At 59.2% G+C, this 26,605-nt stretch carries 28 protein-coding genes and 1 tRNA gene; 17 read left to right on the forward strand and 12 right to left on the reverse strand.

Features of this window, described 5'->3' with window-relative positions; all coding sequences use genetic code 11:
- Positions 1-30 precede the first annotated feature (30 nt).
- The 4 genes from EM858_RS27240 to EM858_RS24725 all read right to left on the reverse strand — a co-directional run bounded on the left by EM858_RS27240 (position 31) and on the right by EM858_RS24725 (position 1,653).
- The gene (locus EM858_RS27240) at positions 31-204 is read right to left on the reverse strand and encodes a hypothetical protein (protein WP_003509979.1); all 174 of its coding nucleotides are present in this window, start codon (positions 202-204) and stop codon (positions 31-33) included.
- Positions 205-214: 10 nt separating this feature from the next.
- Positions 215-397: a hypothetical protein gene (locus EM858_RS27245; RefSeq protein ID WP_020809511.1), complete on the reverse strand. Its 183-nt coding sequence runs from the start codon at positions 395-397 to the stop codon at positions 215-217.
- 158 nt (positions 398-555) lie between these two features.
- Positions 556-1,152, reverse strand: coding sequence for a hypothetical protein (locus EM858_RS24720; protein WP_127758294.1), 597 nt, complete (start codon positions 1,150-1,152; stop codon positions 556-558).
- A 162-nt stretch (positions 1,153-1,314) separates the two neighbouring features.
- Entirely contained in the window at positions 1,315-1,653 is a 339-nt protein-coding gene (locus tag EM858_RS24725; protein WP_080817333.1) for a DUF2147 domain-containing protein, read from the reverse strand.
- A 598-nt stretch (positions 1,654-2,251) separates the two neighbouring features.
- Between EM858_RS24725 and EM858_RS24730 the strand changes: the two genes are divergently transcribed.
- Entirely contained in the window at positions 2,252-2,515 is a 264-nt protein-coding gene (locus EM858_RS24730) for a sel1 repeat family protein (RefSeq protein WP_003524109.1), read from the forward strand.
- A 434-nt stretch (positions 2,516-2,949) separates the two neighbouring features.
- Here the strand turns inward: EM858_RS24730 and EM858_RS24735 are convergent, their stop codons facing one another.
- Complete coding sequence (locus tag EM858_RS24735) at positions 2,950-4,062, reverse strand: pyridoxal phosphate-dependent aminotransferase (protein WP_080817332.1); 1,113 nt, start codon at positions 4,060-4,062, stop codon at positions 2,950-2,952.
- Between the two features lie 156 nt (positions 4,063-4,218).
- Positions 4,219-4,566, reverse strand: coding sequence for a hypothetical protein (locus EM858_RS24740; RefSeq protein ID WP_035240153.1), 348 nt, complete (start codon positions 4,564-4,566; stop codon positions 4,219-4,221).
- A 306-nt stretch (positions 4,567-4,872) separates the two neighbouring features.
- Here EM858_RS24740 and EM858_RS24745 point away from each other — a divergent pair, with 306 nt between their 5' ends.
- Together EM858_RS24745 and EM858_RS24750 are read left to right on the forward strand one after the other, a co-directional pair.
- On the forward strand, positions 4,873-6,090 hold the full coding sequence (locus EM858_RS24745) for an FAD-dependent oxidoreductase (RefSeq protein WP_127758295.1): 1,218 nt from the start codon (positions 4,873-4,875) through the stop codon (positions 6,088-6,090).
- Between the two features lie 7 nt (positions 6,091-6,097).
- Complete coding sequence (locus EM858_RS24750; protein WP_127758296.1) at positions 6,098-6,898, forward strand: HpcH/HpaI aldolase/citrate lyase family protein; 801 nt, start codon at positions 6,098-6,100, stop codon at positions 6,896-6,898.
- 1 nt (position 6,899) lies between these two features.
- Here the strand turns inward: EM858_RS24750 and EM858_RS27250 are convergent, their stop codons facing one another.
- Positions 6,900-7,076, reverse strand: a complete 177-nt coding sequence (locus tag EM858_RS27250; protein ID WP_162936695.1) for a hypothetical protein — start codon at positions 7,074-7,076, stop codon at positions 6,900-6,902.
- Positions 7,077-7,165: 89 nt separating this feature from the next.
- A complete protein-coding gene (locus tag EM858_RS24755; RefSeq protein WP_127758297.1) occupies positions 7,166-7,507 on the reverse strand; it encodes a hypothetical protein in 342 nt (113 codons plus the stop codon).
- 162 nt (positions 7,508-7,669) lie between these two features.
- On the opposite strand from EM858_RS24755, the gene EM858_RS24760 reads away from it, so the two are divergent.
- From EM858_RS24760 to EM858_RS24780, 4 genes are all read left to right on the forward strand, one after another.
- Positions 7,670-7,760 (forward strand) — tRNA-Ser (locus tag EM858_RS24760).
- A gap of 363 nt (positions 7,761-8,123) precedes the next feature.
- The gene (locus tag EM858_RS24765; RefSeq protein ID WP_127758298.1) at positions 8,124-8,432 is read left to right on the forward strand and encodes a hypothetical protein; all 309 of its coding nucleotides are present in this window, start codon (positions 8,124-8,126) and stop codon (positions 8,430-8,432) included.
- 687 nt (positions 8,433-9,119) lie between these two features.
- A complete protein-coding gene (locus tag EM858_RS24775; RefSeq protein ID WP_127758299.1) occupies positions 9,120-10,187 on the forward strand; it encodes a porin in 1,068 nt (355 codons plus the stop codon).
- Between the two features lie 606 nt (positions 10,188-10,793).
- Complete coding sequence (locus EM858_RS24780; protein ID WP_127758300.1) at positions 10,794-11,840, forward strand: porin; 1,047 nt, start codon at positions 10,794-10,796, stop codon at positions 11,838-11,840.
- A 321-nt stretch (positions 11,841-12,161) separates the two neighbouring features.
- On the opposite strand, the gene EM858_RS24785 is transcribed toward EM858_RS24780, so the two are convergent.
- Positions 12,162-14,234: a lytic transglycosylase domain-containing protein gene (locus EM858_RS24785; protein ID WP_164865560.1), complete on the reverse strand. Its 2,073-nt coding sequence runs from the start codon at positions 14,232-14,234 to the stop codon at positions 12,162-12,164.
- Positions 14,235-14,596: 362 nt separating this feature from the next.
- Here EM858_RS24785 and dapA point away from each other — a divergent pair, with 362 nt between their 5' ends.
- A complete protein-coding gene (gene dapA, locus EM858_RS24795) occupies positions 14,597-15,481 on the forward strand; it encodes a 4-hydroxy-tetrahydrodipicolinate synthase (protein ID WP_003524121.1) in 885 nt (294 codons plus the stop codon).
- A 161-nt stretch (positions 15,482-15,642) separates the two neighbouring features.
- Positions 15,643-16,125 (forward strand): SsrA-binding protein SmpB, encoded by a 483-nt coding sequence (gene smpB, locus EM858_RS24800; protein ID WP_003524122.1) that lies wholly within the window; start codon positions 15,643-15,645, stop codon positions 16,123-16,125.
- A 194-nt stretch (positions 16,126-16,319) separates the two neighbouring features.
- Here the strand turns inward: smpB and EM858_RS24805 are convergent, their stop codons facing one another.
- Positions 16,320-17,819, reverse strand: a complete 1,500-nt coding sequence (locus EM858_RS24805) for a globin-coupled sensor protein (protein ID WP_127758301.1) — start codon at positions 17,817-17,819, stop codon at positions 16,320-16,322.
- Positions 17,820-18,035: 216 nt separating this feature from the next.
- Positions 18,036-18,605 carry an NYN domain-containing protein gene (locus tag EM858_RS24810; protein WP_003521125.1) on the reverse strand — a complete coding sequence of 190 codons (570 nt, stop codon included), beginning with the start codon at positions 18,603-18,605 and terminating at the stop codon, positions 18,036-18,038.
- Between the two features lie 392 nt (positions 18,606-18,997).
- Between EM858_RS24810 and rpoZ the strand changes: the two genes are divergently transcribed.
- The 8 genes from rpoZ to era all read left to right on the forward strand — a co-directional run bounded on the left by rpoZ (position 18,998) and on the right by era (position 26,218).
- The gene (gene rpoZ, locus EM858_RS24815; protein ID WP_003521126.1) at positions 18,998-19,387 is read left to right on the forward strand and encodes a DNA-directed RNA polymerase subunit omega; all 390 of its coding nucleotides are present in this window, start codon (positions 18,998-19,000) and stop codon (positions 19,385-19,387) included.
- A gap of 132 nt (positions 19,388-19,519) precedes the next feature.
- Positions 19,520-21,754, forward strand: a complete 2,235-nt coding sequence (locus EM858_RS24820; RefSeq protein ID WP_003521127.1) for a bifunctional (p)ppGpp synthetase/guanosine-3',5'-bis(diphosphate) 3'-pyrophosphohydrolase — start codon at positions 19,520-19,522, stop codon at positions 21,752-21,754.
- 197 nt (positions 21,755-21,951) lie between these two features.
- Positions 21,952-22,098, forward strand: coding sequence for a DUF3563 domain-containing protein (locus EM858_RS24830; protein WP_162180472.1), 147 nt, complete (start codon positions 21,952-21,954; stop codon positions 22,096-22,098).
- 441 nt (positions 22,099-22,539) lie between these two features.
- On the forward strand, positions 22,540-23,118 hold the full coding sequence (locus tag EM858_RS24835) for a DUF2062 domain-containing protein (RefSeq protein ID WP_035262677.1): 579 nt from the start codon (positions 22,540-22,542) through the stop codon (positions 23,116-23,118).
- Positions 23,115-23,519 (forward strand): holo-ACP synthase, encoded by a 405-nt coding sequence (gene acpS, locus EM858_RS24840; RefSeq protein WP_003521129.1) that lies wholly within the window; start codon positions 23,115-23,117, stop codon positions 23,517-23,519. Before EM858_RS24835 ends, acpS begins: the two co-directional genes overlap by 4 nt.
- Positions 23,520-23,727: 208 nt before the next feature.
- A complete protein-coding gene (gene lepB / locus EM858_RS24845) occupies positions 23,728-24,474 on the forward strand; it encodes a signal peptidase I (RefSeq protein WP_127758303.1) in 747 nt (248 codons plus the stop codon).
- Positions 24,471-25,190: a ribonuclease III gene (rnc, locus tag EM858_RS24850; RefSeq protein ID WP_127758304.1), complete on the forward strand. Its 720-nt coding sequence runs from the start codon at positions 24,471-24,473 to the stop codon at positions 25,188-25,190. Before lepB ends, rnc begins: the two co-directional genes overlap by 4 nt.
- An 86-nt stretch (positions 25,191-25,276) precedes the next feature.
- The gene (era, locus tag EM858_RS24855; protein WP_080818766.1) at positions 25,277-26,218 is read left to right on the forward strand and encodes a GTPase Era; all 942 of its coding nucleotides are present in this window, start codon (positions 25,277-25,279) and stop codon (positions 26,216-26,218) included.
- 128 nt (positions 26,219-26,346) lie between these two features.
- Here era and EM858_RS24865 read toward each other — a convergent pair.
- A partial coding sequence (locus tag EM858_RS24865) for a transposase (protein ID WP_164865561.1) occupies positions 26,347-26,605 on the reverse strand: 259 nt, incomplete at its 5' end.

The following is a 26,605-nucleotide window of genomic DNA, read 5'->3' on the forward strand; positions in this document are numbered from 1 at the left end:
CGTTCGAATAACAGCGGGTCGGTGGAAATTTCAGCCGAGCGCGCCACGCTGCAGGCTCATCAAAAGCACGAAGCCGGCGCCCTTGGAGGCGGGGCGGGGATCGGCCTTGTAAACGGCAAGTCCGGCGACCGGACCGAGAAAGATCGAGGCCATCAGCACCAGCCGCAGCGCGGAAAACAGGCCGTTGGAAAAACTTGTCGTCATCGGCCTGTCCTCACAATACGACGGGGCAATTGGCGGCGGGCGACGGGCTGTGCTGGCAGGCGATTGCCGCGCCGGCATTCACCCGCTGGAAACTGCGGTTCGGATTAACGACGAGCGAGGCGAAGGACATGGCGAAGATCGCCATGAGAAACGCGAAGATTGCCAGTCGGCTGATCAGCTTTGCCATGTCCATTCCCCTTATTGGAGTTGATGGACAGAGTTTTGCCACACTCGGACTGAACGGACCCTGAGACCCCGGTTCATATGGCATTCAGGGATGTTAACGGGCGGTGACATGACAGATTGATGCCACAATGCCGCCGGGCATCTCGCGGGCCACCCGCTTTTCGATCAGGATAGAGGGGCTTCCGCGCGTGTCGCAAGATCGGTCACCAGGGTCTCGAATGCCTGAAGCTCAGTCACATCGACAACCGGCACGCGGTGCTCCTGCGCGGATGCCAGCATGTCCGTGTTTTCCCGCAACGAACGCTCGATGAAGGCGTCGATGATCCGCCGCTTCTCAGCCGTTGCATCTTCATAGCGGGCGTGAGAGCGCATTCTCTCGAGAAGAAAATCATTGCCGGCATGGAGAAAGACACCGGCGACCGTGCCGCCAAGCAGGGGCGAAATGAATTCCGGCCGCAGGGCCGCGCCCTCGAAGATTGTGGGAGTGCCGATGGCCGACCTGCTGTCGATCATTGTGCGGATCAGCGGCCAGATGTTCTGATGATGTATCTTCAGGAACCAGTGGATCGTTTCCGCCGAGAGCCGTGCATAATATTCTTCCACCGGTGCCAGAATGCCCGGCCATGGCCTGCCCGGATGGCGGGCGAGACTGTCGGTCGATATTGCCTCGCAGCGCAGCCTTTCGCTCAGCAGGCCGGCAAGGGTGCTTTTGCCGACATGCGAGGTGCCCGCAATCAGGATTGTCGAAAGGGTGGGGCGCATGCGTCGCTCTCGTTGGTGTTGGGCGCAACGATACATCAACGGATATATGGCTTCCATGCGGCGTGCGTCCGCAGTCTCAGGCGAAATCCCTGGGCGGTGCACCGCGCCGTCAGGCGGGAGACCGCAGGCGGCAGGACAGAAGCCCGCCCGCCGCCCTGTCGATTAAAGCCGCGTCCAGGTCTGCGATTTGCACAGAACCTTCAGCACGCAGCCCTTCATGCTCAGCGAGTTGCCGGAAACGGTGCCGGAGCCGCTATAGGTCTTGTCATTGGCGGGATCGGTGATTTCACCCGAATAGCTGTTTCCCTTGCCGGAAAGCTTGCCGATCTGTTTTCCGGCGTGTTTGCCGGTCTTCAGCGTCACGCAGAAGGCGCCGCCGCAGGGGCCGATCACGGCGGTTTCGCCACTGGCGGTCTTCCAGTTGCCCTCGATTGCCTCGGCGGCGACGGCAAGGTTGCCGCTCAGCATGAGGGCGGCGGCAATCGTCATTATACGCTTCATAAAATTCCTCCCGAAATTCGCGCAGGCTTTCTAGAGCCGGCGGCCCAAAGACGCGATGCGCAGATCAAACCCTTTTGGCGTGCGAATGCGCCATCTCTGGCCCAAGCCGCCTGCGGCGCAACGATTGCTCCTTGCACCGCGCTATCCTGTGCCCGTTTCATCCTCATGACGGGCAGGGCGGATAGTATTTGACGTTCACGTAAAAGGAAACAGAAATTTGCGGCCTCGGCGCGGCATTTGCAGCGGCGGGAGGAGCGAAGAGGGAGAATTCGAAAATCGCTGTTTTGATCGTGGTGAAGGAAGGGTTTAAATCCAATTCTAAACTTTTCGTAAAATTCGCCGCAAAGTCCTTAATTTCCGCGGCTCGTGATATTTAACGAAAACCCAATTTTACCAATCGTTTGCAGTTTGTTTGCGGCCCATTAATCATGCCTTTTAAGCGACCGTTGAAGGCCCCGTGGCATAGTGAACTCATCAAAAGCGCAGGGAAAACCTGCCGGACGAAAGGACAAAAAAGCCGCAAAAGACGGCAGGTCCGGACGATGGCCTCGACAAGAAGGCGAATGATGAAACAGGCAGAAGGACAGGGATTAAAACAATGGCACGCTTTGAAATTCGCGATATCGAAATGGCTGCCGGTGGCGAAACCCGCGCCGACACTCTTTGCAATCTCGGCCTGGTCTATGCGACCGGCCGGGGCTGCAAGGTGGACCTGATCGCCGCCCATAAATGGCTCAACATCGCCGCGATCCGCGGATCGGAAAGAGCCGCTTCGCTGCGCGCCGATCTCGCCCGCAACATGACGAAATCGGAACTGGCCGAAGCGCTGCGCGCCGCCCGCGACTGGATGACGATGCACTGATCGACCCAGCCATTATTGAGATTGCCGGTCCGGTTCCCTCCAGTCCCGATGACCGGCGCAAAGGAAAGTAAACCCGAAGGGGAACGCGGCGAGGGCTTTGAAAAGGGCTTTTGCGCTGACACATCAAACCGCGACCGGCAGGAACAAGGCCGGCGCGGTTTTCTTATGTTTGGCGATGTCTCTTCGCCGGAAAACGATCCGCGGGCAGGGGCTTGCGGGGGGACGTTGAATCGCATTCGCATCACCCTGTCATGAGGATGAAACCGCCACGGCAGGCATGACAGGTGCGGTTTTCGAATCGCTTCCTTCTTCCGTCATGCCGGACCTGATCCGGCATCCAGCCACGCCGCGTTTGCGGCGTGAAAGGGTCTTTCGCGATCAAGGGCTTGATCGCGCTGGATTCCGGCTCAAGGCCGGAATGACGGCACTCAATATCAGCCCAGCGCCTTGATGACCTTGGGCAGCGCCTGTTCGAACAGATCGAGCTTGTCACCCGGCCCCACGCTCACGCGAATGCAGCGGTTGAGCGGCGCGACGCCCGGCATGCGGATGAAGACGCCATGTTCCATCAGCCCATCGACGATGGCGCGGGCATAAGCCCCGTCGCGGTGGCAATCGATGGTGACGAAATTGGTGGCGGAGGGGAGCGGTGAAAGGCCGTTATTACGGGCGATTGCCGAAATACGCTCACGGGCGTCGGAAATTTTACCAACGACTTCATGCAGATAGGCCTGATCCTTTAACGCCGCCAAAGCGCCGGCGACCGAAATGCGCGCCATGCCGAAATGGTTGCGGATCTTGTCGAAGGCTTCGACATTGCCGAGCGTGCCGATGGCGTAACCCACGCGCGCACCCGCCAGCCCATAGGCTTTCGAGAAGGTGCGCATGCGCAGAATGTTCGGCTGGCCGATCAGCGCGTCGATGGCCGGCACGGCGCTGGCTGGCGCGGTTTCGCAATAGGCCTCATCCAGAATGAGCAGGCAGGTTTCCGGCAATGCGCGGGCAAAGGCGACGACTTCGCTCGCTTCCCACCAGCTTCCCATTGGATTGTCGGGATTGGCGAAATAAACGAGCGGCGCATTTTCCCGGATGACGAGATCGAGAAGCCCGTCGAGGTCTTCGTGATCGTCGACATAGGGCGTGGTCACGAGCTTCCCGCCAAAACCGTTCACATGGTAATTGAAGGTGGGGTAGCCGCCAAAAGAGGTGACGACAGGCGTGCCCGGCTCGACGATCAGCCGAGCGATCTCGCCCAGCAGCCCATCGACGCCGCTGCCGATGGCGATATTGCCGCGTGCAACGCCATGGTGGATGGCAAGCGCTTCCTTCAACTCGTAATTTTCCGGATCGCTGTACATCCATGTCTCCGCCGCCGCATCGCGCATGGCCAGAAGCACGGAAGGGGCGGGGCCGAAGCCGCTCTCATTGGCGCCGATACGCGCTTCAACCTTCAGGCCACGGTTGCGCTCGATGGCCTCCGGGCCGACGAAGGGAACGGTTGAGGGAAGCGAAGCGGCAAGCGGCGTGAGGCGGGAAAAGGCTGACATTGGCTGAGAGTTCCGGTACCTGTGTTTAAAACCCGGCTCACAATAGGTGCAAAAAAACCGGACGCAAGGCGCAGCCGGTTCCGGCACGACTGTTTTGGAACAGAATTTTACGTCCCGGCGAGGAGACGGAAAAGCCATCGGCCTGTCATGTCAGGATCACGCGTTGGTCTCGAAGCTCAGGCGTCGCACATGGTGCAGGAACTCCGCATCAATCAGCATATTGAAGCCGATCGTCACTTTTTCCTCTTCGCGGCGGATCAGCGTGCAGCCGATCTCATCGCGGATACCTAGAATTTCCAGATAGAAATTGGCCGGCATTTCCAGATCGGGGCTGACATCCAGTTCCGCGCCGTAAAGGGAAATGGTCCGCACCAGGCAGCGCATGGTGTCCTTGGCGCTGAGATGATGCCCGATGAAGGTGATCTTGCCGGGCCGGTCGATCTGAAATTTCTCGTACATCTCGTCCTGGGGGACGTTCTGACGGGGATCCATATGCAAAGCCATGACAACCTCCCGGATTGCCTCTTTTGATGCCGATTTTAACGCCGCTTCCTTGCCAGGGCATGAAGGAAATCCGCGCAATTGTCTGTACTCTGTCTCGATCTCGACCAATCTTCCCTTCGGAAGCCGATGTTTCCGCTATGGAAATGCGTTCGGTCCCATCCGGTTGCAGCCTGTGCTGATACTGCGTCACGCTTGCACGGGGCTGGTGTTGACTGGGGCCGTACTTGGCGTTACGCCTGAGCCTTGCAATATCGCATCGCGAGGCCCGGCAGGACCGGCGCTTCGTGATTCTTCTGGGAGTGGACTGTGACGGGAAGGCTGGTAATCGTCGGGGCGGGGCAGGCCGCTTTCGCGCTGGCGTCGAAGCTTCGGGCGCTGAAGGACGAGCGCCCCGTCACCATCGTCGGTTCCGAGGATGCCTATCCTTACCAGCGGCCGCCGCTCTCCAAAAAATACCTTCTCGGCGAGATGAGCTTCGACCGGCTGATGTTCCGTCCGGAGGAATGGTACGCCGAAAACAATGTCGATATCCGGCTTTCCACCTGGGTCGAGGAGATAGATCGCGCCGCCAAATCCCTGCGCATGCAGGACGGCAGCACGCTTTCCTATGACAGGCTGGTGCTGGCGACCGGGGCGGCTCCCCGCCTGCTGCCTGCCAGCATTGGCGGCGATCTGGAAGGCGTTCTGACCGTTCGCGACAAGCGCGATGCCGACCGGCTTATGGAGGAGATGAAGCCGGGCCGCAGACTGCTGGTGATCGGCGGCGGTTATATCGGTCTCGAAGCAGCGGCCGTCGCCCGCAAGCTCGGCCTCGAAGTGACCTTGATCGAAATGGCCGACCGCATTCTCCAGCGTGTGGCGGCGAAGGAAACCGCCGATATCATGCGCGGCATCCATCAGGCCCACGGCGTTTCCATTCGCGAAAAGACCGGCCTTGTGCGCCTTGTCGGCATGGATGGCCGGGTGGCCGCAGCCGAACTCTCCGACGGCTCGACGCTGGATGTGGACTTTGTGATTGTCGGCATCGGCGTCACGCCGAATGACCGCCTCGCTCGCGAATCGGGCCTCAATGTCGGCAATGGCATCGTGGTGGACGACCATACCCGCACCTCCGACAGTGCCATTCATGCGGTGGGCGATTGCGCGCTGCTGCCCTGGCGCGGCCAGCATGTGCGTCTCGAATCGGTACAGAACGCTGTCGATCAGGCCGAGGCGGCCGCTGCCGTGCTTACCGGGGCTGAAGCCGCCTATGATCCGAAGCCATGGTTCTGGTCGGATCAATATGACGCCAAGCTGCAGATCGCCGGTTTCAACCTGGGTTACGACGAGACGATGCTGAGGCAGGGCGCGCGTGAGGGCAGCTGGTCCGTCTGGTATTTCCGCGAGGGGCGATTCGTGGCGGTGGATGCCGTCAACGATGCCAAGGCCTATGTCGCGGGCAAGAAACTGCTCGATACCGGCGCCGAGCCGGATCGCGCCATCCTGGCGGATGCTTCCGCCGATCTGAAATTACTGCTTTCCTGAGGACATCATGCCTGCTCCCGAAAACCGTTTCAAAACCGCCATCCATGCCGGCAAGCCGCAGATCGGCCTCTGGCTCGATATGGGTGAGGCCATCACGGCGGAAATCGCCGGTACGGCGGGGTTCGACTGGCTGGTGATCGACGGCGAGCATGGGCCGAACGATCTGCGCAGCATCATCGATCAGCTGCGCGCCCTTGCCACATCGCCTGCCGAACCGGTGGTGCGCGTGCCGGTCGGCGAAAGCTGGATGATCAAGCAGCTTCTGGATGCGGGTGCGCGCACGCTTCTGGTGCCGATGGTCGATTCGGCCGACCAGGCGAAGGATCTGGTCAGCGCCATGCATTATCCGCCGCGCGGCATTCGCGGCATGGGTGCTGCCGTTGCCCGCGCTTCCGCCTTCAACACGATAACCGACTATGCCGACAGCGCCTCCGACAGCGTCTGCCTGCTGGTGCAGGCCGAAACGCGCGCAGCGATCAACGATCTCGACAATATTCTCGCGGTGGAGGGTGTGGACGGCGTCTTCATCGGCCCGGCGGATCTGGCCGCTGATATGGGTTATCTCGGCAGGATAGACGAGCCGGAAGTGCAGGCGGTGATCGAGGCGGCGATCGTCAAGATCGTCAAGGCGGGCAAGGCCGCCGGCATTCTCACCTTCAATGAAACCTATAATCGCCGCTATCTCGAACTCGGCGCGTCCTTCGTGGCCGTCGGTGCGGATGTCACCGAATTCGCCAGCACCCTGCGTGCGCTCTCTGCCCGTTACAAGGGCGGAGCAGCTCCTGCGCCATCACGGTCCGGCTATTAATTCAGTCGTCGTTGCTGGCGTTCAGCTTTTCCGGCGGAATGCCTTCTTCGCCGGAGGCGAGATAACCGGTGTTGATAAGGGCGGCGCGAATGATACGCTGGATGGCCTCATCCCTGTCTATGCCGTGATCCCTTGCAAAATCCGACAAAGCCGTTTCAAGATCGTCGCTGAACCGCATATCCGCCCCCATTCATCACATTTCAAACCAATACGGAAAGGCAAGGCAGGATTGACCCGCCTTGCCTCAATTTTAAGTCCATGCGGCGATTAGCGCCAGCGATAAAGGCTGCTGTTCGACGAGTTCTGCTGCGTGCTTGTGCCGACCGCATAACCGATGGCAAAACCGAGTGCGCCAACGATCGTCAGCAGGGAGGTCGCCGTGCCGGGATTTTCCTTGACGGCTTCCACGACATTCTGGCCCTGAGCGCGGACATTATGCGCGGCCTTGCGCACGCGCCCGCGCGCCTCATCCAGAAATTCGGACGCATCCTCGCTCACACCTTCCGCGCGGGCGGATACGGATTTGGAGAGGGACGAAATCTGCGAACGCAGCTCCGCAATCTGGTTTTCGATCGTGTCTTCGACAACATTCAGTTTGGTCTGAGCCATTAGAACACCTCTTTTGTTACCGAAGGCAGAACGTGTCGGCTTTAAAGAAGTTCCCGAATTGCCCGCAAAGTTTCGCCGGGCGATGTTCAGCCAACAGGTTTTTGTGCTTCTTGGCGAAAAAGCCTTGCAATCATTTTTTTTACGCAATAATCAGGCCGCACCGGAGAGGTGGCCGAGTGGTCGAAGGCGCTCCCCTGCTAAGGGAGTATACGTCAAAAGCGTATCGTGGGTTCGAATCCCATCCTCTCCGCCATCAGTTTCTGCTGAGATTTATATGAGAAGCAGAACAAGCGCTGGCTTCTTTATCCATTTCATACCCATTGCAGGCAAAATGGCTGTGAACCTTAGCGGATCGCGGCATTACCTGGCCATCGTCGGTTGCCTCTTGCCTGGCGGCTCATCCCCTTCTGCTGACGTTCATTGAGCGTCGGGATTGAGCCGGTGCCATTAAATCGCTGGCGCGGCAATATTCCGGGAGAACGACTCGGGCGGCCGCCTGATCGATCACGCATATTTTAGAAATTCGGTCGGGTCTTTTGCGTGGATCGTCACGGATGCATCTCGTTCTTTGAAAAAGAGCGCCTATCTAGATTCTTAGCCAGACGAAGGAGATTTAATGATCGACGAATACGGCCCCTACGTGCAGATGGGCACGCTTGCAGAGCAGATGGCCTCCCACTACCAGATGGACGCGAATCTTGAGCTGGGGTCGCACCTGTCGCATTACATGGAAGAGGTTGAGGTCAACATATCTGCCGACAGCTTTGATCATGTTGGGTTCATGAGCAAGATTTGCGCGCGACTGACAGTGACACTGGCAAAAACCGCCGCGCCTCGGCGTCGAGAGTTCCTGCAAGCTGTGGTAGTCGCGCTTCAGGAGCGTATCGATCGATATTCACTCAACGTGGCTCTGGACGGCAGCTAGGTTGCTGCCAGCGGACGAGCGCCGAGGGGGGGCGGGCAACCATCATGTCCAGTAACGGCGTTCTTCTACCGCGCGACGATAGTTCAGTGTGCCGGCATTAAACATCTTTGTGATTCTCGATGTCGAGCGAGTTCGCAAGTTCGTGCCTGCAAACGTGCGTCGTGTCAGTAAGCGCAGCCCGCTCGAAGGCAAATCAGTTTGTCCAGCCGCCGGATGTCCGGCCGCTCGAATCGTTGACCGGTGAATCGGTGTTGAGCGGGGTGGTGTTATCTCGCTTTCCCCATGCGTATCGGTTACGGGCTTCGCGACAGGGGCGATTGAAGCAAAAAAATCCCGGGATCCAAGACCGGCCGAGTAGGGAATGGCCGAAAAAGCCGGTAGTTTAGAAAGACCTTGTTAACCTCGCTAACTAACGGATTTTCAAGAAAATTCTTAACGTACTGTAAAAGCGGTAATCGGCCGCCTGCGCACTGTGTGTTGTTTCCGCAACAAACCGAAATGAAGCATATACGTAAATGCTATTTATCGGATGTTGGCGATTGCAAGCGGCGAAACCTTTTGTATTTTCACCACCAGAAGCGAGGCGGTGGATCGTTTGGCTTCTAAGAACACGGGAATGGGGCAGGGAATGCTGTCCTTCAGCGAAAGTACCCAGACCCACTTAAAAACTTTGACTGGAGGTCAACCATGAACATCAAGAGCCTTCTGATCGGCTCCGCTGCGGCTCTCGCAGCAGTATCCGGCGCTCACGCTGCCGACGCTATCGTCGCTGCTGAGCCTGAGCCCCTGGAATACGTTCGCGTTTGCGACGCTTTCGGCACCGGCTTCTTCTACATCCCCGGCACCGAAACCTGCCTGAAGTTCGACGGTTACATCCGTTTCCAGACCGACTTCGGCCGTAACAAGTCCGGCACGTCTGACTGGGATTCGTTCACGCGCGCTCAGTTCAACATCGACACCCGCACCGACACCGAGCTGGGCGCTCTGCGCGGTTACATCGGCTTCCGCGGCCAGGCCGACAACGACAGCAACCGTGGCGTTGTTGTTGACCAGGCTTTCATCGAACTCGGCGGCCTGAAGGTCGGTTACTACTACAACTGGTGGGATGACGGTCTCTCCGGCGAAGTTGACAGCCTCAGCTCGAACCAGACTCGTCTGAACGCTATCCGTTACACGTACGACGCTGGCTCGTTCTACGTTGGCGTTGCAGTTGAAGAACTCGAAGCTGCTCGCGGCGGTTCCAACATCTCTGACGACTTCGTAAAGGGCGGTTCGTTCGAAGGCCCGAACAACGTTGGTATCTCCGCTATCATCGGCGCTAAGTTCGGCGGCGTAAACGCTAACCTGCTCGGCGGCTACGACACCGACGCAGAAGAAGGCGCAATCCGCGGTATCGTCACGGCTGACATCGGCCCGGGCACGCTTGGCCTCTCCGGCGTTTGGGCTTCTGGCGCGAACAAGTACTACGAAGAGTCCGAGTGGACTGTTGCTGCTGAATACGCAATCAAGGCAACCGACAAGCTGACCATCACCCCCGGCGTTCAGTACTTCGGTACGATCGACATCGGTGCTGACAACCAGTTCGTTGGCGACCGCGATGCATGGCGCGCTGGTGTAGCTGTTGGCTACAAGATCACCCAGGGCCTCTCTACGCTCGTTTCGGTTAACTACCAGGACGTCGACGGCACCGAAGGTGTTGACACCGGCGCTGGCGACAGCTGGGTTGGTTTCGTTCGCCTTCAGCGCACGTTCTAATCTGATCTGACATTGTCAGTGATGGAAAGCCCGGCTCTCGAGCCGGGCTTTTTTGTTTGAATGGCATCTTGATTGGGTGGGCATCGCGGCGGGCGGTGAGATCGTGACGGCGTTTCGATTTTCTGCAGCTTTATCCTCAGAGCCGACCGCTATGCATGTCCATCGATTCGTTCGGTATTGGGGAGACTTGAGTCGGTTAAGGAATCCGAAGCTGCGGGCTTTTGCTTTTCGGTCAGTTTTTTTCTTGCAGAAGTAGGGTCCTCTGCACATTGCAATCGTCTTTTGAACAATTTTCAGTGGCCTGATCGTGTCCAGATTCAGGTGATCTCGTGGGTTTTCTCAGGACGGATTTTTCGAGCCTCTTGTTAAGTTACTGAAAAGCATAAGTTATTAACGTTTTTTTAACGAATGGGGTCCCGTCGGTTAGAATTGTAGCTATTTCGCAACAATGAAAAACTAAGGACACCTTACTGTCTTCCTTCTGTCATGATTAGGATTGCCTGTGCGGCCGGTTTTGGCTCTAATCATCTCCATAAGCGGCACGCATTTCTGAAGTGCTTTCCCACCCGCTGCTTAGAAGATTAAGCGTTTGACTGGAGGTCAACCATGAACATCAAGAGCCTTCTCATCGGCTCCGCTGCAGCTCTCGCAGCAGTATCCGGCGCACAGGCCGCTGACGCTATCGTCGCTGCCGAGCCCGAGCCCCTGGAATATGTTCGCGTCTGCGACGCTTTCGGCACCGGCTTCTTCTACATCCCCGGCACCGAAACCTGCCTGAAGTTCGACGGTTACATCCGTTTCCAGACCGACTTCGGCCGCAATCAGTCCGGTACGTCTGACTGGAACTCGTTCACGCGCGCCCAGTTCAACATCGACACCCGCACCGACACCGAGCTCGGCGCTCTGCGTGGCTACATCGGTCTGCGTGGTCAGGCTAACAACGACAGCGACCGTGGCGTCAACGTCGACCAGGCTTTCATCGAGCTCGGCGGCCTGAAGGTCGGTTACATGTACACCTGGTGGGATGACGATCTCTCCGGCGAAACCGATATCCTGTCTTCGAACACCACTCGTGGCAACGCTCTGCGTTACACCTACGACGCTGGTTCGTTCTACGCAGGTATCAGCGTTGAAGAACTCGACTCCGTACGTGACGGCACGTCCAACCTCGGCGTTGCCAAGGGTGGCACCTTCGAAGGCCCGAACAACGTTGGCGTCAGCGGTATCATCGGCGCCAAGTTCGGTGCGATCACCGCCAACCTGCTCGGCTCCTATGACACGGACCAGGAAAACGGCGCAATCCGCGCTATCCTGTATGCTGACATCGGCCCCGGCACCTTCGGTCTCTCTGGCGTTTGGGCTTCCGGCGCAAACTACTACTACGAAGAGTCCGAGTGGGCAGTTGCTGCTGAATACGCAATCAAGGCAACTGACAAGCTGACCATCACGCCTGCTGCTCAGTACCTCGGCACGATCGACATCGCTCCGGACGGCGACTTCACCGGCGACAACGATGCATGGCGCGCTGGCCTGACGGTTGATTACAAGATCACCCAGGGTCTGGATGCCAAGGTTACCGCCAACTACCAGGACGTCGATGGACCGACTGGCGACAGCTGGACCGGTTTCGTTCGCCTTCAGCGCACGTTCTAATCTGATCTGACATAGTCAGTGATGGAAACCCCGGCAGAAATGCCGGGGTTTTTCTTTTGGAAAATAGATGGGACTATGCGTCGTCGAACACTGTGTCGGCTTTGAAGCATCGACCAGCCCACCTGTCGCTCATCTGCCCAAGCCGTCGGTGTCATCCTTGGGCTTGTCCCAGTGATCCAATCACGTCGCATGAAATCTGAACGTTGCAGATGCTCGGGACAGGCCCGAGCATGACGCAAGGGAACTTTAGGCTTCACAGCGGTCAGAAGCGCTCGCCGGCAGGTGTTTGAATGCGCCGCTCGTCAGCTAAGGAACCCGGCTTCACCCCGCACGCCCATGGCGCAGGTCGTCAACGATATCGGCCTGTTGCCCGAGCCTCGTCTTGTAGACCTGATAATTCTCCATCACCCGCTGCACGTAATTGCGGGTTTCGGGGAAGGGGATGCGCTCGATCCAGTCGACCACCTCGTCGATTGGCTTGCCGCGCGGGTCGCCATAACGGGCGATCCATTCCGGCACGCGCTTGGGCCCGGCATTATAGGCGATGAAGGTGAGAATATAGGAGCCGCCGAAACTGTCGATCTGCTCACCGAGATAATGCGCGCCGAGCGTGGCGTTGTAGCCCGCATCGGTGGTCAGCCGAGCCTGGGTGTAGGGCAGGCCATGGCGTCCGGCCACGCCCTTGGCGGTTCCGGGCAGCAGTTGCAGCAGGCCGCGCGCATTGGCGGCGGAAACGGCGGCCGGGTTGAAGGCGCTTTCCTGCCGGGCAATTGCATAGGCAAGCGCCTTGCCGGAGCCGGCAATATTGGCGCTGGCAGGAATGACACCGAGCGGATAGGCGAGAGCTGCGGCATCGATGCCGCGGCTGAAGGCCGTCTTGCCGATTTGCAGCGAGACCTGATGATTGCCGTTTCCTTCCGCCCGCGCCGCCAGAATGGCAAGTTCGCCGGGGCTGTCGAGTTGTTCCGCCAGCGAACGATAAAGGCTGTCGGCCCGCCAACCGTAACCGGCCGCTTCCAGCCGGTCGATGGCGCGCACGGCTTCGCGGCCGGCGAAACGTTCGCGGTCGCCGCTGCTGGGGCTCGGATAGGTGACGTTTAGTGTTTTTGCACCGATTCGCGCAGCGGCGAGCTGACCGTAAAACGTGCCGGGATGAGCGGCGGCTTTGGTGAAGAAGTCGCGGGCATCCCCCGGTCCGCCGGCTTCCGCCGCCCGCCCGAGCCAATAATAGGCGCGCGACGCCGAAAGCGGCCGGTTCGAGGTCTGAAGCAGCGTGTTGAAGTGGCGCGAAGCCGTTGCCGGATCGCGCAGCGCTCTCAGCGCATACCAGCCGGCATGGAATTCCGCATCGGCAACATCGACGGCGGAGGTGGCCGAATGATTGGCGACGATGCGATAGGCTTCGGCGAAATCGCCGAGATCGGCGACGCCACGCGCAACGATGCGCCGCTCGTTCCACCATTCGCCCGGATTGACGAGCTTGGCCGTTTCCTTCGGGGCCTGCCGTAAAAGCACGGCGGCTTCGGGATATTTCTGCTGGTTGCGCAGGTTTTCCACCCGCGCGAAAAGATAGGCGGGGTCGCTGCGCCAGGAGGCATCGACCTTGCCGATGAGCGCAGTCGCAGTGGTGGATCGCTGCAGCACGGCTGCCCAGGCATTGTAAAGCGACTGCGCCTTGCCGAGATCGCCGAAACGCTTCGCCTGGCCGATGCGGCTGCGATACATCAGATAATCCATGCGCGCCTTGTGGTCGGCGGGCGTCAGATAGGTGGGAAACTCAGCAAGAACACGGTCTTCCATGTCCTTGTCCATACCTTCGCTGACCCAGAGCTGGCGAATGAGACGCTGCGATTCCGCACCCTTGCCGGAGGAGGCGAGCGCCTTGGCGAGCACCACGCTGCCTTCCGCGGTTTCTGGCCGGCTATTGCCGAAGGCGGCAAGCACCTGCGACGCCGGCGGATCTTCTCGGTAAAGCGCTTTTTCGGAATTGGCGCGCAGGGTGGCAGCGCCCGGCCAGCCGGAGAGCTCGCGCTGCGCGGCGGCGATTTCGGCGGAGGCGACGTCCTTCTGGCCGGAAACGGCGATTGCCCAGGTGAGGATATGGCGGTCGAGGCTGCCGGTCGGCATGGTGTTGCGCAACGCAATCGCGCGGGCCGCATCGCGGCTGGAAAGCGCGTCAAGGCCGGCCTTCAACTGGCTTGTATCGTCGGGGCGGTCGAGGCGCGGTATGGCGCCGGTGATCTCGGGCAAGGCCGGCATGAAGGCCGGAACGGTCGGCGCATTCGGCTTGACATAGGGAAGGGGGGCCGCACCTTCCGGCAGCGGCCCGGCCAATGCGTTCCAAACGGTTGCGGCAAGGCCCGCCGCCATCAATCCCCAGACTGTCTTTTTCATGCCGTTCTTCATCGTGTAACGGAGTTGCCGACTTTCTTGTAATATCGCTACATTGCAACGGGATTGCCGAAAACGGTCTGATGTCCCACCCGGAAATCTTGGGATTTCAGGCTTAATGAAATGTTAATCGCCGCCCTGCAATTCAATCAACTTTTATTCACCGGCCCGAGAGCTACGCTTCTTTTCGGCGCCTGCTTTTTCTGCTCGCCGATCACGGCCCGGAGACTGTCACACTTCCGACAATTTCGGACAAAATAGGCTTCCTTTGCGCTTGTCGGCGCCAAGGGCTGGCACTAATGTGTGCCGGTTTTAACCATCGAATGCGGCCGAAGCATGAACCGGCTCGGCGCCAGGAGCTTTGCATGTTCAAGGGATCAATTCCCGCCCTCATTACCCCGTTCACGGACAATGGCGCCGTGGACGAACAGGCATTTGCCGCCCATGTGGAATGGCAGATCGCCGAAGGCAGCAACGGACTTGTGCCCGTGGGCACGACGGGGGAATCTCCAACCCTCTCCCACGACGAGCACAAACGTGTCGTCGAGCTGTGCATCGAGGTAGCGGCGAAACGGGTTCCGGTCATTGCGGGCGCTGGCTCCAACAATACCGATGAGGCGATCGAGCTTGCACTGCACGCGCAGGAAGCCGGCGCAGATGCGCTCTTGGTTGTCACTCCCTATTACAACAAGCCGACCCAGAAGGGCCTGTTTGCGCATTTTTCCGCTGTCGCCGAAGCGGTGAAGCTGCCTATCGTCATCTACAATATCCCGCCGCGCTCGGTGGTGGATATGTCGCCGGAAACCATGGGCGCGCTGGTCAAGGCGCACAGGAACATCGTCGGCGTCAAGGATGCGACCGGCAAGATCGACCGCGTTTCCGAACAGCGCATTTCCTGCGGCAAGGATTTCATCCAGCTTTCGGGTGAGGATGGCACGGCGCTCGGCTTCAACGCCCATGGCGGCGTCGGCTGCATTTCCGTCACCGCCAATGTCGCGCCGCGCCTCTGTTCGGAGTTCCAGGCGGCGATGCTCGCCGGCGATTATGCCAAGGCGCTGGATTATCAGGATCGCCTGATGCCGCTGCACAAGGCGATCTTCATGGAGCCCGGCGTCTGCGGCACCAAATATGCGCTGTCGAAGACGCGCGGCGGCAATCGCCGGGTCCGTTCGCCCTTGATGAGTACGCTGGAACCGGCAACGGAAGCGGCCATCGACGCGGCGCTGAAACACGCCGGCCTGATGAACTGAGACGGGTCCGAAAGCGTTTAAGGCGCGCCATGAACCGCTTCGCAACAGAAGCCGTTCGGCGCGCCTTTTCTTTTCGCGGCGACAACATTAAATAGGGGTTCGAAAACCGCTCTCGGCGGTAAGCCGAAGGCGCAATAAGAAAAACAAGGGATTGAAATATCATGGCCCCCAAAGGCAGCCAGCGCGTGGTGAACAAGATCGTTGCGGAAAACCGCAAGGCTCGCTTCAACTACGAAATCATCGACACCTATGAGGCAGGGCTCGTGCTGACTGGCACCGAGGTCAAGTCGCTGCGCGAAGGCAAGGCGAATATCGCCGAATCCTACGCGTCTGACGAGGGCGATGAAATCTGGCTCATCAATTCCCACCTGCCGGAATATCTGCAGGCCAACCGTTTCAACCACGAGCCGCGCCGCCGCCGCAAGCTGCTTCTGAGCAAGCGCGAGATCAACCGCCTGCGCGCCGGCATCAACCGTGAAGGCATGACGCTGGTGCCCTTGAAGATCTATTTCAACGACAGGGGCCGCGCGAAGCTTGAGCTGGCGCTCGCCAAGGGCAAGAAGCTGCACGACAAGCGCGAGACGGAGAAGGAACGCGACTGGAACCGGCAGAAATCGCGGTTGCTGAAGGGTGGCAATGCCTGAGCGGCAGGAAATTTAGCGGCGTAGAGGGTGGCGGCCTTTCGCTACTTGTTCTTCCGTCATGCCGGACTTGATCCAACATCCAGCCATGGCGCGTCTGCGCCGTGGAAAGAGTCCTTTCAACCCAAGGACTTGGGCTGGCTGGATCCCGGCTCAAGGCCGGGATGACGGGAGTGTGTTGCTGCCCGCTGTGCCCGTCACGCCGCCCGGTACGTCCGCTCCACATGCGCCTTCGTCGTCGAAACGCTGAACCGGCTGACAAGCGCCGCCAGATTGGCGCTGACATCGCTCAGATTATGCGTGGCCGCATTCGTCTCTTCCACCATGGCCGCATTCTTCTGGGTCAGGTTGTCCATGCTGTTGATGGCGGCATTGATTTCCTGAATGCCGACGGACTGTTCCTGCGCCGCCTTGGTCAGCGAGGCGATATGTTCCTGGATGTGATCCACCTTATTGCCGATCGTATTCAGGGATTCGCCCGTCTTGTTGACCAGTGAAACACCCTGCATCACGTCTTCGGAAGACTTGGCGATCAGCGTCTTGATTTCCTTCGCGGCGGTGGCGGAGCGCTGTGCGAGTTCACGCACTTCCTGGGCGACGACGGCGAACCCCTTGCCGGCCTCGCCGGCGCGCGCGGCCTCGACGCCTGCATTCAGCGCCAGAAGATTGGTCTGGAACGAAATCTCGTCGATGACGGAGATGATCTGGGTGATCTTCTGCGATGAGTCCTCGATGGCCCCCATTGCTTTCACCGCTTCCGTTACCACATCGCGCGAGCGCGCGGCTTCAACGGCCGAGCTTTCGACAATGGCCTTGGCCTCTTCGGAACGCTGCGCCGACAATTTGGAAATGGTGGTGATTTCCTCGACGGCGGCGGCGGTTTCCTCAAGGGCGGCGGCCTGCTGCTCCGTGCGGCGGGCCATGTCGTCGGTCGCGGAAGTCAGCTCGCGCGTATTGCCGGAAATCTTGTTCGCCTCTTCGACGATCTGCGCAAATGCACCGGAGAGATTGCCGACCGCAGCGTTGAAATTGGCGACAAGCCCTTCGAATTGCGGTGCGGTCTTTTCGCCGATGCTGGAGGTGAGGTCGCCATTGGCCAGCCTGTCGAGGGCGCTGTTGAGCAGTGCGAGAACGTGCTCCTGTTCCCTCTTCATCTGCGCCTGTTCGGCTTCCACCTTCTGCCGCTCGGCGGCCAGCACGTCGAGATAGACGGAAATCGAATAATCCATGTCGAGAAGGGCGGCCTTGATGGTGGCCGACAAGGCGTCCTTCACCTTCTTGGCCTTCTTTTCCATGAAAAAGCCCTTCAATTCGGACTCGACCAGGGCCTTGACGATGCCGTCGAGCATCAGGGCATAACCGCCGATGTACCATCTCGGCTCCAGCCCCAGTCTCGCATGGGTGCGGCCGATGGCGGTTACGGCATCGGTATAATCCGCATTGAATGTGCCGGAAGCGATCCTTGCCCAGTGTTTGAGTTGCATGCCCTTGGCGTGCTGCACATGCGCGTCGTTGGCGAAGAATTTCGCCGTCTCCGGTACTGAGCGAACCTTCGCGTAAAAACGATCCAGAGATGCATCGAGAGAGCCGGTGATGACGCCCTTCATGTCTGAAAGATTTTGCCGCTGCTCGTGGCCGAGCCCCAGAAAATTCAGTCTTTCATCGAGCTGTCGGTCGGTTTTTGTCTGGCCATGCATGTCTAGTCATCCTGCTTTGACACCCAATCACGTCGCTGGTGTCGTTGCGTGATTTAGACACGTCTAAAATTAACCAAGATATAATTTCGACTGGTCGGATTTGACGGTTGTTAATTCAAAGGGGAATTTTTGCCCTGCCGACAGGGTGTCAAACAAAAACGCGCCCGTCTTTGCGACGGGCGCGTTTCTGAAATATCAGCCATGCGAAAGCCGGGATCAGATCGTTTCCGGGCTTTCGGCGTGCCGGGCAGGGCGCTCGTTCGGGTCGCGCCCGATCTCGGCCTTCAGCGTCATCAGATCGATGAAGTGATCGGCCTGGCGGCGCAGGTCATCGGCGATCATGGCGGGCTGCGTGGCCATGGTGGAAACCACGGAAACCTTGCGGCCCTTGCGCTGCAGCGCATCTACCAGCGTGGTGAAATCGCCGTCGCCGGAGAAGAGCACCAGATGATCGACCGTTTCGGACTGTTCCATGGCATCGACTGCCAGTTCGATATCCATGTTGCCCTTGATCTTGCGGCGGCCGAGAGCGTCGGTAAATTCCTTCGCCGGCTTCGTCACGACCTTGTAGCCGTTATAATCCAGCCAGTCGATCAGCGGGCGGATCGAGGAATATTCCTGATCCTCGATGAGCGCGGTGTAATAATAGGCGCGCAGCAGATATCCACGCTTTTGAAACGCCTTCAGGAGCTTGCGGTAGTCGATATCGAATCCCAGGCTTTTCGATGCTGCATAAAGATTGGCTCCGTCTATGAAGAGCGCAATTTTCTCCCGTGGATCGAACATTCCATCCCATTCCTTTTTTTGGAAAGGCCATTATCTGGCTTTTATATCCGGTCGATAACGCAAAAAAACATGTCGTATCAACGAGCTTTGCGTATCGCCGTTGCGTTTTAAGTAAGCTACCTTCCCCCTTATTCCAAGACAATTCTTCTAGACATTTTGTTCATCAGACGCCAAAGGTGGGCAATAAGGTGCCAAAAGACGCCAAAGACAGGAAAAACTTGAATTCCGCGGCCAATGGCTGTATCGGAAGCTGGAAAGCATCGTCGCGAGAAATCTTGAATGTTTTTCGCAAGGCACGAAGCGCAGATTCAATAGGTTAGAGCAACCCTTGTGCACCCCGAACATCGCACGGCGCTCTGATCCACGACATTACGACCCGCAAAGGACAGGCAATGGCCCGCGTCACAGTTGAAGATTGCATTGATAAAGTAGACAACCGTTTCGAGCTGGTGCTTCTCGCCAGCCACCGTGCGCGCCAGATTTCTCAAGGCTCCTCCATCACGGTTGACCGCGACAACGACAAGAACCCGGTTGTGGCGCTGCGCGAAATCGCCGACGAGACCCTGTCTCCCGACGATCTGAAGGAAGACCTGATCCACTCGCTGCAGAAGCATGTGGAAGTGGACGAGCCCGAGCCCGATCCGGTCACGCTCGCCGCTGCCGCTGCCGACAGCGAGGAAGACGACCAGCCGGAAACCGTTACTTTCGACCAGATGTCGGAAGAAGAACTGCTGGCCGGCATCGAAGGCCTTGTGCCGCCGGAAAAAAATGACGACTATTGATAGGATTTTATGATGCCTTTGGCAGGCGGCGGTTACCGTCTGTCAATAGTTGCCGTCATAATCTGATCCCTATTGATGCAGCATTGTGCGCCGACCCTCAGGTTGGCGCGCTTTCTTTTTGTGGAATATCGCATGATGCGGCAATACGAACTCGTCGAGCGGGTTCAAAAATATAAACCGGATGCGAATGAGGCCCTGCTGAACAAGGCCTATGTTTACGCCATGCAGAAACATGGCCAGCAGAAGCGGGCCAATGGCGACCCCTATATTTCGCATCCGCTCGAAGTTGCCGCGATCCTCACCGAAATGCATCTCGACGAATCGACCATCGCGGTGGCGCTGCTGCACGATACGATCGAGGACACCACCGCCACCCGCGCTGAAATCGACGAGCTGTTCGGCGAGGATATCGGCCGGCTGGTGGAAGGGCTGACCAAGCTCAAGAAGCTTGACCTCGTTACCCGCAAGGCCAAGCAGGCGGAAAACCTGCGCAAGCTGCTGCTCGCGATTTCCGACGACGTGCGCGTTCTCCTGGTGAAGCTCGCCGACCGCCTGCACAATATGCGCACCATGGAATATATGCCGGCCGACAAGCGCAGCCGCATTTCCGAGGAGACGATGGAAATCTATGCGCCGCTCGCCGGCCGCATGGGTATGCAGGATATGCGCGACGAGCTGGAGGACCTGTCCTTCCGTTATCTCAACCCGGAAGCCTACGAGACGGTGACCAACCGTCTTCAGGAACTGGAAACGCGCAATGAAGGCCTCATCAAGAAGATCGAGGACGAGTTGCGCGAGCTTCTCGTGGCGAACGGCCTCATCGGGGCCAACGTTAAAGGGCGTCAGAAGAAGCCCTATTCGGTGTTCCGCAAGATGCAGTCGAAGTCGCTCTCCTTCGAGCAGCTTTCCGATGTCTACGGTTTCCGCATTCTGGTGGACGACATTCCCTCCTGCTACCGGGCGCTGGGCATCGTGCACACCCGCTGGCGCGTGGTGCCGGGCCGCTTCAAGGATTACATCTCCACCCCAAAGCAGAACGATTATCGCTCCATCCACACCACCATCGTCGGCCCGTCGCGCCAGCGTATCGAGCTGCAGATCCGTACCAAGCGCATGCACGAGATCGCCGAATTCGGCATCGCCGCCCATGCGCTTTACAAGGATGGCGAGAACGGGGAGGGCGATCTGCTCTCGCCGGAATCGAATGCCTATTCCTGGCTGCGCCACACCATCGAATCGCTGGCCGAAGGCGACAGCCCGGAAGAGTTCCTCGAGCATACCAAGCTCGAACTCTTCCAGGATCAGGTGTTCTGCTTCACGCCCAAAGGCAAGCTGATTGCGCTTCCGCGCGGCGCGACGCCCATCGATTTCGCCTATGCGGTTCACACCAATATCGGTGACACCACGGTAGGCGCCAAGATCAACGGCCGGATCATGCCGCTCGTCACCCGCCTGAACAATGGCGACGAGGTGGAGATCATCCGCTCCGGCGTGCAGGTGCCGCCGGCCGCTTGGGAAGAGGTGGTGGTGACGGGCAAGGCCCGCTCGGCCATCCGCCGCGCCACCCGCATGGCCATCCGCAAGCAATATTCCGGCCTCGGTTACCGTATTCTGGAACGCACCTTCGAGCGCGCCGGCAAGGCCTTCTCGCGGGAAGCGCTGAAGCCCGTGCTGCATCGCCTGGCGCAGAAGGATGTCGAAGACGCCATCGCCGCCGTCGGTCGCGGTGAGGTTTCCTCGCTCGATGTGCTGCGTGCGGTCTATCCGGATTATCAGGATGAGCGCGTGACGGTGAAGATGACTGGCGACGATGGCTGGTTCAACATGCGCAGCGCCTCCGGCATGGTCTTCAAGATCCCCGGCAAGTCGCGCTCCGTTCTCGAGGACGACGGTGCGGCCGAGATGCTGGATGGGCCGGACCCGCTGCCCATCCGTGGCCTTTCCGGCAATGTCGACGTGCATTTCGGCGCGGCCGGCGCCGTTCCGGGTGACCGCATCGTCGGCATCATGGAAAAAGGCAAGGGCATCACCATCTATCCCATTCAGGCGCCGGCGCTGCAACGCTTCGACGACGAGCCGGAGCGCTGGATCGATGTCCGCTGGGATCTCGATGAGGCCAACAAGTCGCGCTTCATGGCGCGGGTGATGATCAATGCGCTGAACGAGCCGGGCACGCTCGCCTCGGTGGCGCAGTCGATTGCAACGCTGGACGTCAATATTCGCGGCCTCAACATGGTGCGCATCGGCACGGATTTCTCCGAGCTGGCGCTGGATGTCGAAGTCTGGGATCTCAGGCAGCTGAACCAGCTTCTGTCGCAGCTCAAGGATCTCGATTGCGTCTCGACCGTGACGCGTGCCTTCGATTGAGGCATTTTTGATCCTTTGCAAATACTAAAAGGCCGCTGTTATGCGTTTCGTGCATGGCAGCGGCCTTTTCCTGTCTCTGGTGGTGGAGGCGGTTTGCGACTATTTTCTTCTCAGAAATTGAAGAGAAGGAAACGCGGCGTGCCGGTGGATGAACACCGATGAGAAACGCCAGTTCCAAACCGAAAGGACCGAAAATCATGTTTACTCCGCTTCGCAAGATCGCCCGCGCCGTTCGTGGCAAGACCACCCAGGAACGCGAATTCGAATATCTCAGCGCTTCCGTATCGAATGTCGACCTGGAATTCCGCCAGCGCGAAATCGACCGCGGCCTGTTCCGCCGGTAATGCACACAGCGCATGGCAGCCCATCGCCATGCGTATGAGACTCGGAGGGTGCGCGGCCGTTGTTGGTACGCTCGCCCCTGTATCTTGCAAAACTATGTGAATGCGCGCTTCAAGCGGTTGTCCCAAACTGGTTGACCAATACGCCGCAAAAAATCCCGGTTCAGTCCCCTGTCGCAATAGACGACACTAAATTGGGACTGATATCGAAGGCTCGCTATTCACTGTATTCGTGACATCCCGCGTCCGTCATGCCGGACTTGATCCGGCATCCAGCCAGCCCAAGTCCTTGGGCTGGAAAGAGTCTTCTCGCCGCGCAGACGCACGTCGGCTGGATTCCGGCTCAAGGCCGGAATGACGGAAGCGGAGAATACACCTGCAAAAGATCCCTGCGTCATCTATGATGCTCTTGGCGCGGCCGGGGGGATGAAATAGACTGCCCCCATGCCGTTTCGCCGCCGTGAACCCGTTGGTTTTTCAGAGAAGATTCGCGACCTCTTCTGGCCGCGCACGGGTTTTTCCCGTTCGTTGCGCTATATGAAGCTGCGCCTTCTGCGGCTTTCCGCCTCTCCGCATTCGGTTGCCGCCGGTGTCGCTCTCGGTGTCGGCGTGGCGTGGACGCCGTTTCTCGGCGTTCATATCATCATCGCCATGGCGCTCGGCTTTCTCATGCGCGTCAATCTCGTGGCGGCGGCGCTCGGCACCACCTTCGCCAATCCGCTGACATTTCCGTTCATCTGGGCGTCTACCTGGGAGCTGGGGCACTTCATCCTCGGCCGGCAGAAGACGGAAAGCGCTGCGCATGTGGATTTCGTGGCGCTGTTCAGCCATCTCGAGTTCCGGCAGATATGGACGCCGGTGCTGGAACCCATGACCATCGGCGCGCTGCTTCCTGCCGTTATCAGCGCGGTCATCGCCTATATCGCCGTTTATGGTCTCATCAGCGGTTTCCAGCGCCGCAAGATGGAAAATCTCGCGCATCGCGCCGCCAACAAGAATGCTTCTCTGGAGATGCTGAAATGATCATTGGATTGGGTAGCGACCTGATCGACATCCGCCGCGTTGAAAAATCGATCGAACGTTTCGGCGAGCGCTTCACCCATCGCTGTTTCACCGATATCGAGCGCGCCAAGTCCGATGGCCGCAAGAACCGCGCCGCTTCCTATGCCAAGCGTTTCGCCGCCAAGGAAGCCTGTTCCAAGGCGCTGGGGACCGGCCTTGCGAACGGCGTTTTCTGGAAGGATATGGGCGTCGTCAATCTGCCGGGCGGCAAGCCCACCATGGTGTTGACCAATGGGGCAGGGGAAAGGCTGGCGGCGCTGCTGCCCGCCGGCCACCGCGCCAATATTCACCTGACGATCACGGACGATTTTCCTTACGCTCAGGCATTTGTGATTATCGAGGCGCTTCCCGTGAACGGGTAAGACCCGGTGAAGCCGCATTGGCGTCCTATTTACGGACGTGTCACAGAAGCGCTTCCCTTCGGGCTGGAAAGGTTCTAGAGAAGTCGCAGAAATATGAAAGCGTTGCCGGCTGCGTGAAACCGCTTCACCCGCCGCAGGCGCGACAAACAACGGCCCGGAAGCCTTCGTGAAGCCGAAGAAGCCGGGAAACAATCAGGCAGGTCTTTAAGTGTCGGAAAAAGCTGAAAAGAAGCAGAACGCCCTCTGGGAGAACGTCAAGGTCATCATTCAGGCGCTGCTGCTGGCCATGGTCATCCGCACCGTGCTGTTTCAGCCCTTCACGATCCCGTCCGGCTCGATGATGCCGACGCTTCTGGTTGGCGACTATCTTTTCGTCAACAAGTTCTCCTACGGCTATTCGAAATATTCGCTGCCCTTCTCGCCGAACCTGTTTTCGGGCCGTATTCTGGAATTCAGCAAGCCGAAGCGCGGCGATGTCGTGGTCTTCCGCCTGCCGCCCAATCCTGAAGTGGATTACATCAAGCGTCTCGTCGGCCTGCCGGGCGACCGCATCCAGGTGACGAACGGCGTGCTGTTCATCAACGGCCAGCCGGTGCCGAAGCAGCCCGACGGCGCCTTCACCTCGGATTACCGCGCCGATCCGGGCGCCAATGTGCCGGTCTTCCGCGAAACGCTGGACAATGGCGTCACCTATGACACGCTCGACCAGTCGCCGGATTCGCGCGGCGACAACACCCGCGAATTCGTGGTGCCGGAAGGCCATTATTTCATGATGGGCGACAACAGAGACAATTCGCTCGACAGCCGCTTCGACGTCGGTTTCGTGCCGGAAGAAAACCTGATCGGCCGCGCCAGCGTCATCTTCTTCTCGCTGGGCAATGACACGCCGTTCAGCCGCATTTGGGAATGGCCGGCCAACATGCGTTGGGACCGCCTCTTCAAGGTTGTGGAATGAGCAAGACCAAGCCGCTTTCGGCGGACGAGATTTCCCGTCTGGAAGCGTTGATCGGATATGAATTCAAGGAAAAGGCCCGGCTTGACCGGGCCTTGACCCATGCCAGTGCGCGCTCGGCAGCGGCCGGCAATTACGAACGGCTGGAATTTTTAGGCGACCGTGTTCTCGGCCTCTGTGTCGCCGAATTGCTGTTCTCCACCTTCCGCAACGCCACCGAAGGCGAGCTTTCGGTTCGTCTGAACCAGCTCGTCAGCGCCGAATCCTGCGCCGCGATCGGCGACGAGATGGGCCTGCATAATTTCATCCGCACCGGATCCGACGTGAAGAAGCTGACAGGCAAGGCGATGCTGAACGTGCGCGCCGATGTCGTCGAAAGCCTGATCGCCACCATCTATCTGGATGGCGGGCTGGAAGCGTCGCGCAAATTCATTCTGAAATATTGGCAGGGCCGCGCAACCAGCGTGGATGCCGGGCGACGCGACGCCAAGACCGAGTTGCAGGAATGGGCGCATGCCAGATTTGCGGTGACGCCCTCTTACCGGGTTGACGATCGCTCCGGACCGGATCACGATCCCCGCTTTACGGTGACTGTCGAAATTCCCGGCGTGAAGCCGGAAACCGGCGTCGAGCGCTCCAAGCGCGCGGCCGAACAGGTGGCGGCAACAAGATTGCTGGAACGCGAAGGCGTCTGGCAGAAGACCTCCACCCGGACCTGAGCGCCCGGCGAACCGGGTGCTGAACATCGAGCGCATGGCGGACCCTTTGGCCGCATGTTGAATACCTCTGACCTTGAATGGATATCATGACCGATCACGAAAACCCCGCCATGACTGGCGAAGATGCCGCCCTTCCGACCCGCTCCGGCTTTGTCGCCCTCATCGGCCCCACAAATGCCGGCAAGTCGACGCTGGTGAACCGGCTGGTGGGCGCCAAGGTTTCGATCGTCAGCCACAAGGTGCAGACGACGCGCGCCGTGATGCGCGGCATCGCCATTCACGACAATGCCCAGATCGTTTTCATGGACACGCCCGGCATCTTCAAGCCGCGCCGCCGGCTGGACCGCGCCATGGTCACCTCCGCCTGGGGCGGCGCGAAGGATGCCGATCTCATCCTGCTGCTGATCGACAGCGAACGCGGCCTGAAGGGCGATGCGGAAACCATCCTCGAAGGTCTGAAGGATGTTCCGCAGAAGAAAATCCTCTGCCTCAACAAGATCGATCAGGTGAAGCGCGAGGACCTTCTGAAGCTCGCCGCCGCCGCCAATGAGACGGTCGCCTTCGACCGCACCTTCATGATCTCGGCGACCAACGGTTCGGGTTGCGAGGACCTGATGAACTATCTGGCCGCCGAACTGCCGGAAGGCCCGTGGTATTATCCGGAAGACCAGATTTCCGATCTGCCGATGCGCCAGCTCGCTGCCGAAATCACCCGAGAAAAACTGTTCCTGCGCCTGCATCAGGAGCTTCCCTACGCCTCGCATGTCGAGACCGAAAAGTGGGAAGAACGCAAGGACGGCTCCGTGCGCATCGAGCAGGTGATCTATGTCGAGCGCGACAGCCAGAAGAAGATCGCGCTCGGCAAGAACGGCGATGCGATCAAGGCCATCTCCACCGCCTCGCGCAAGGAGCTGTCGGAAATCCTCGAACAGCCCGTTCATCTCTTCCTGTTCGTCAAGGTGCGCGAGAACTGGGGCGACGACCCCGAGCGCTTCCGTGAAATGGGACTGGAATTCCCACGGGGGTAATTGCCAGGCATCCTCCCTCATCCCTGTGCCTGTCACAGGGATCCAGCCAGCCCAAGTCCTTGGGCGGAAAGGACTCTTCCCGTCGCGCAGACGCGCGTCGGCTGGCAACTGTATTAATGCATGTTGTTTTAAGCTGCTTCGAATGTGGTTTTATCCCTGAGAATAGCATTTGCAATGACGAGCAGTTTGCGGGCGATGGCGATGATCATGACCTTGAACGGTTTGCCTTTGGCCTGCATGGCTTGAACCATGCGGGCGAAGGGCGACTTTAGCCGGTAGGCCACCAGCGCCGCCATATAGAGGGCATCGCGCACGCGCTTTCGTCCGGCGCGGATATGGCGCTGGCCGCGATGAATGCCGCTATCGGCATTGAAGGGGGCAAGGCCT

Origin of the sequence: Agrobacterium sp. CNPSo 2736 (genome assembly GCF_004005385.1) — a bacterium.
Taxonomy (GTDB): domain Bacteria; phylum Pseudomonadota; class Alphaproteobacteria; order Rhizobiales; family Rhizobiaceae; genus Agrobacterium; species Agrobacterium leguminum.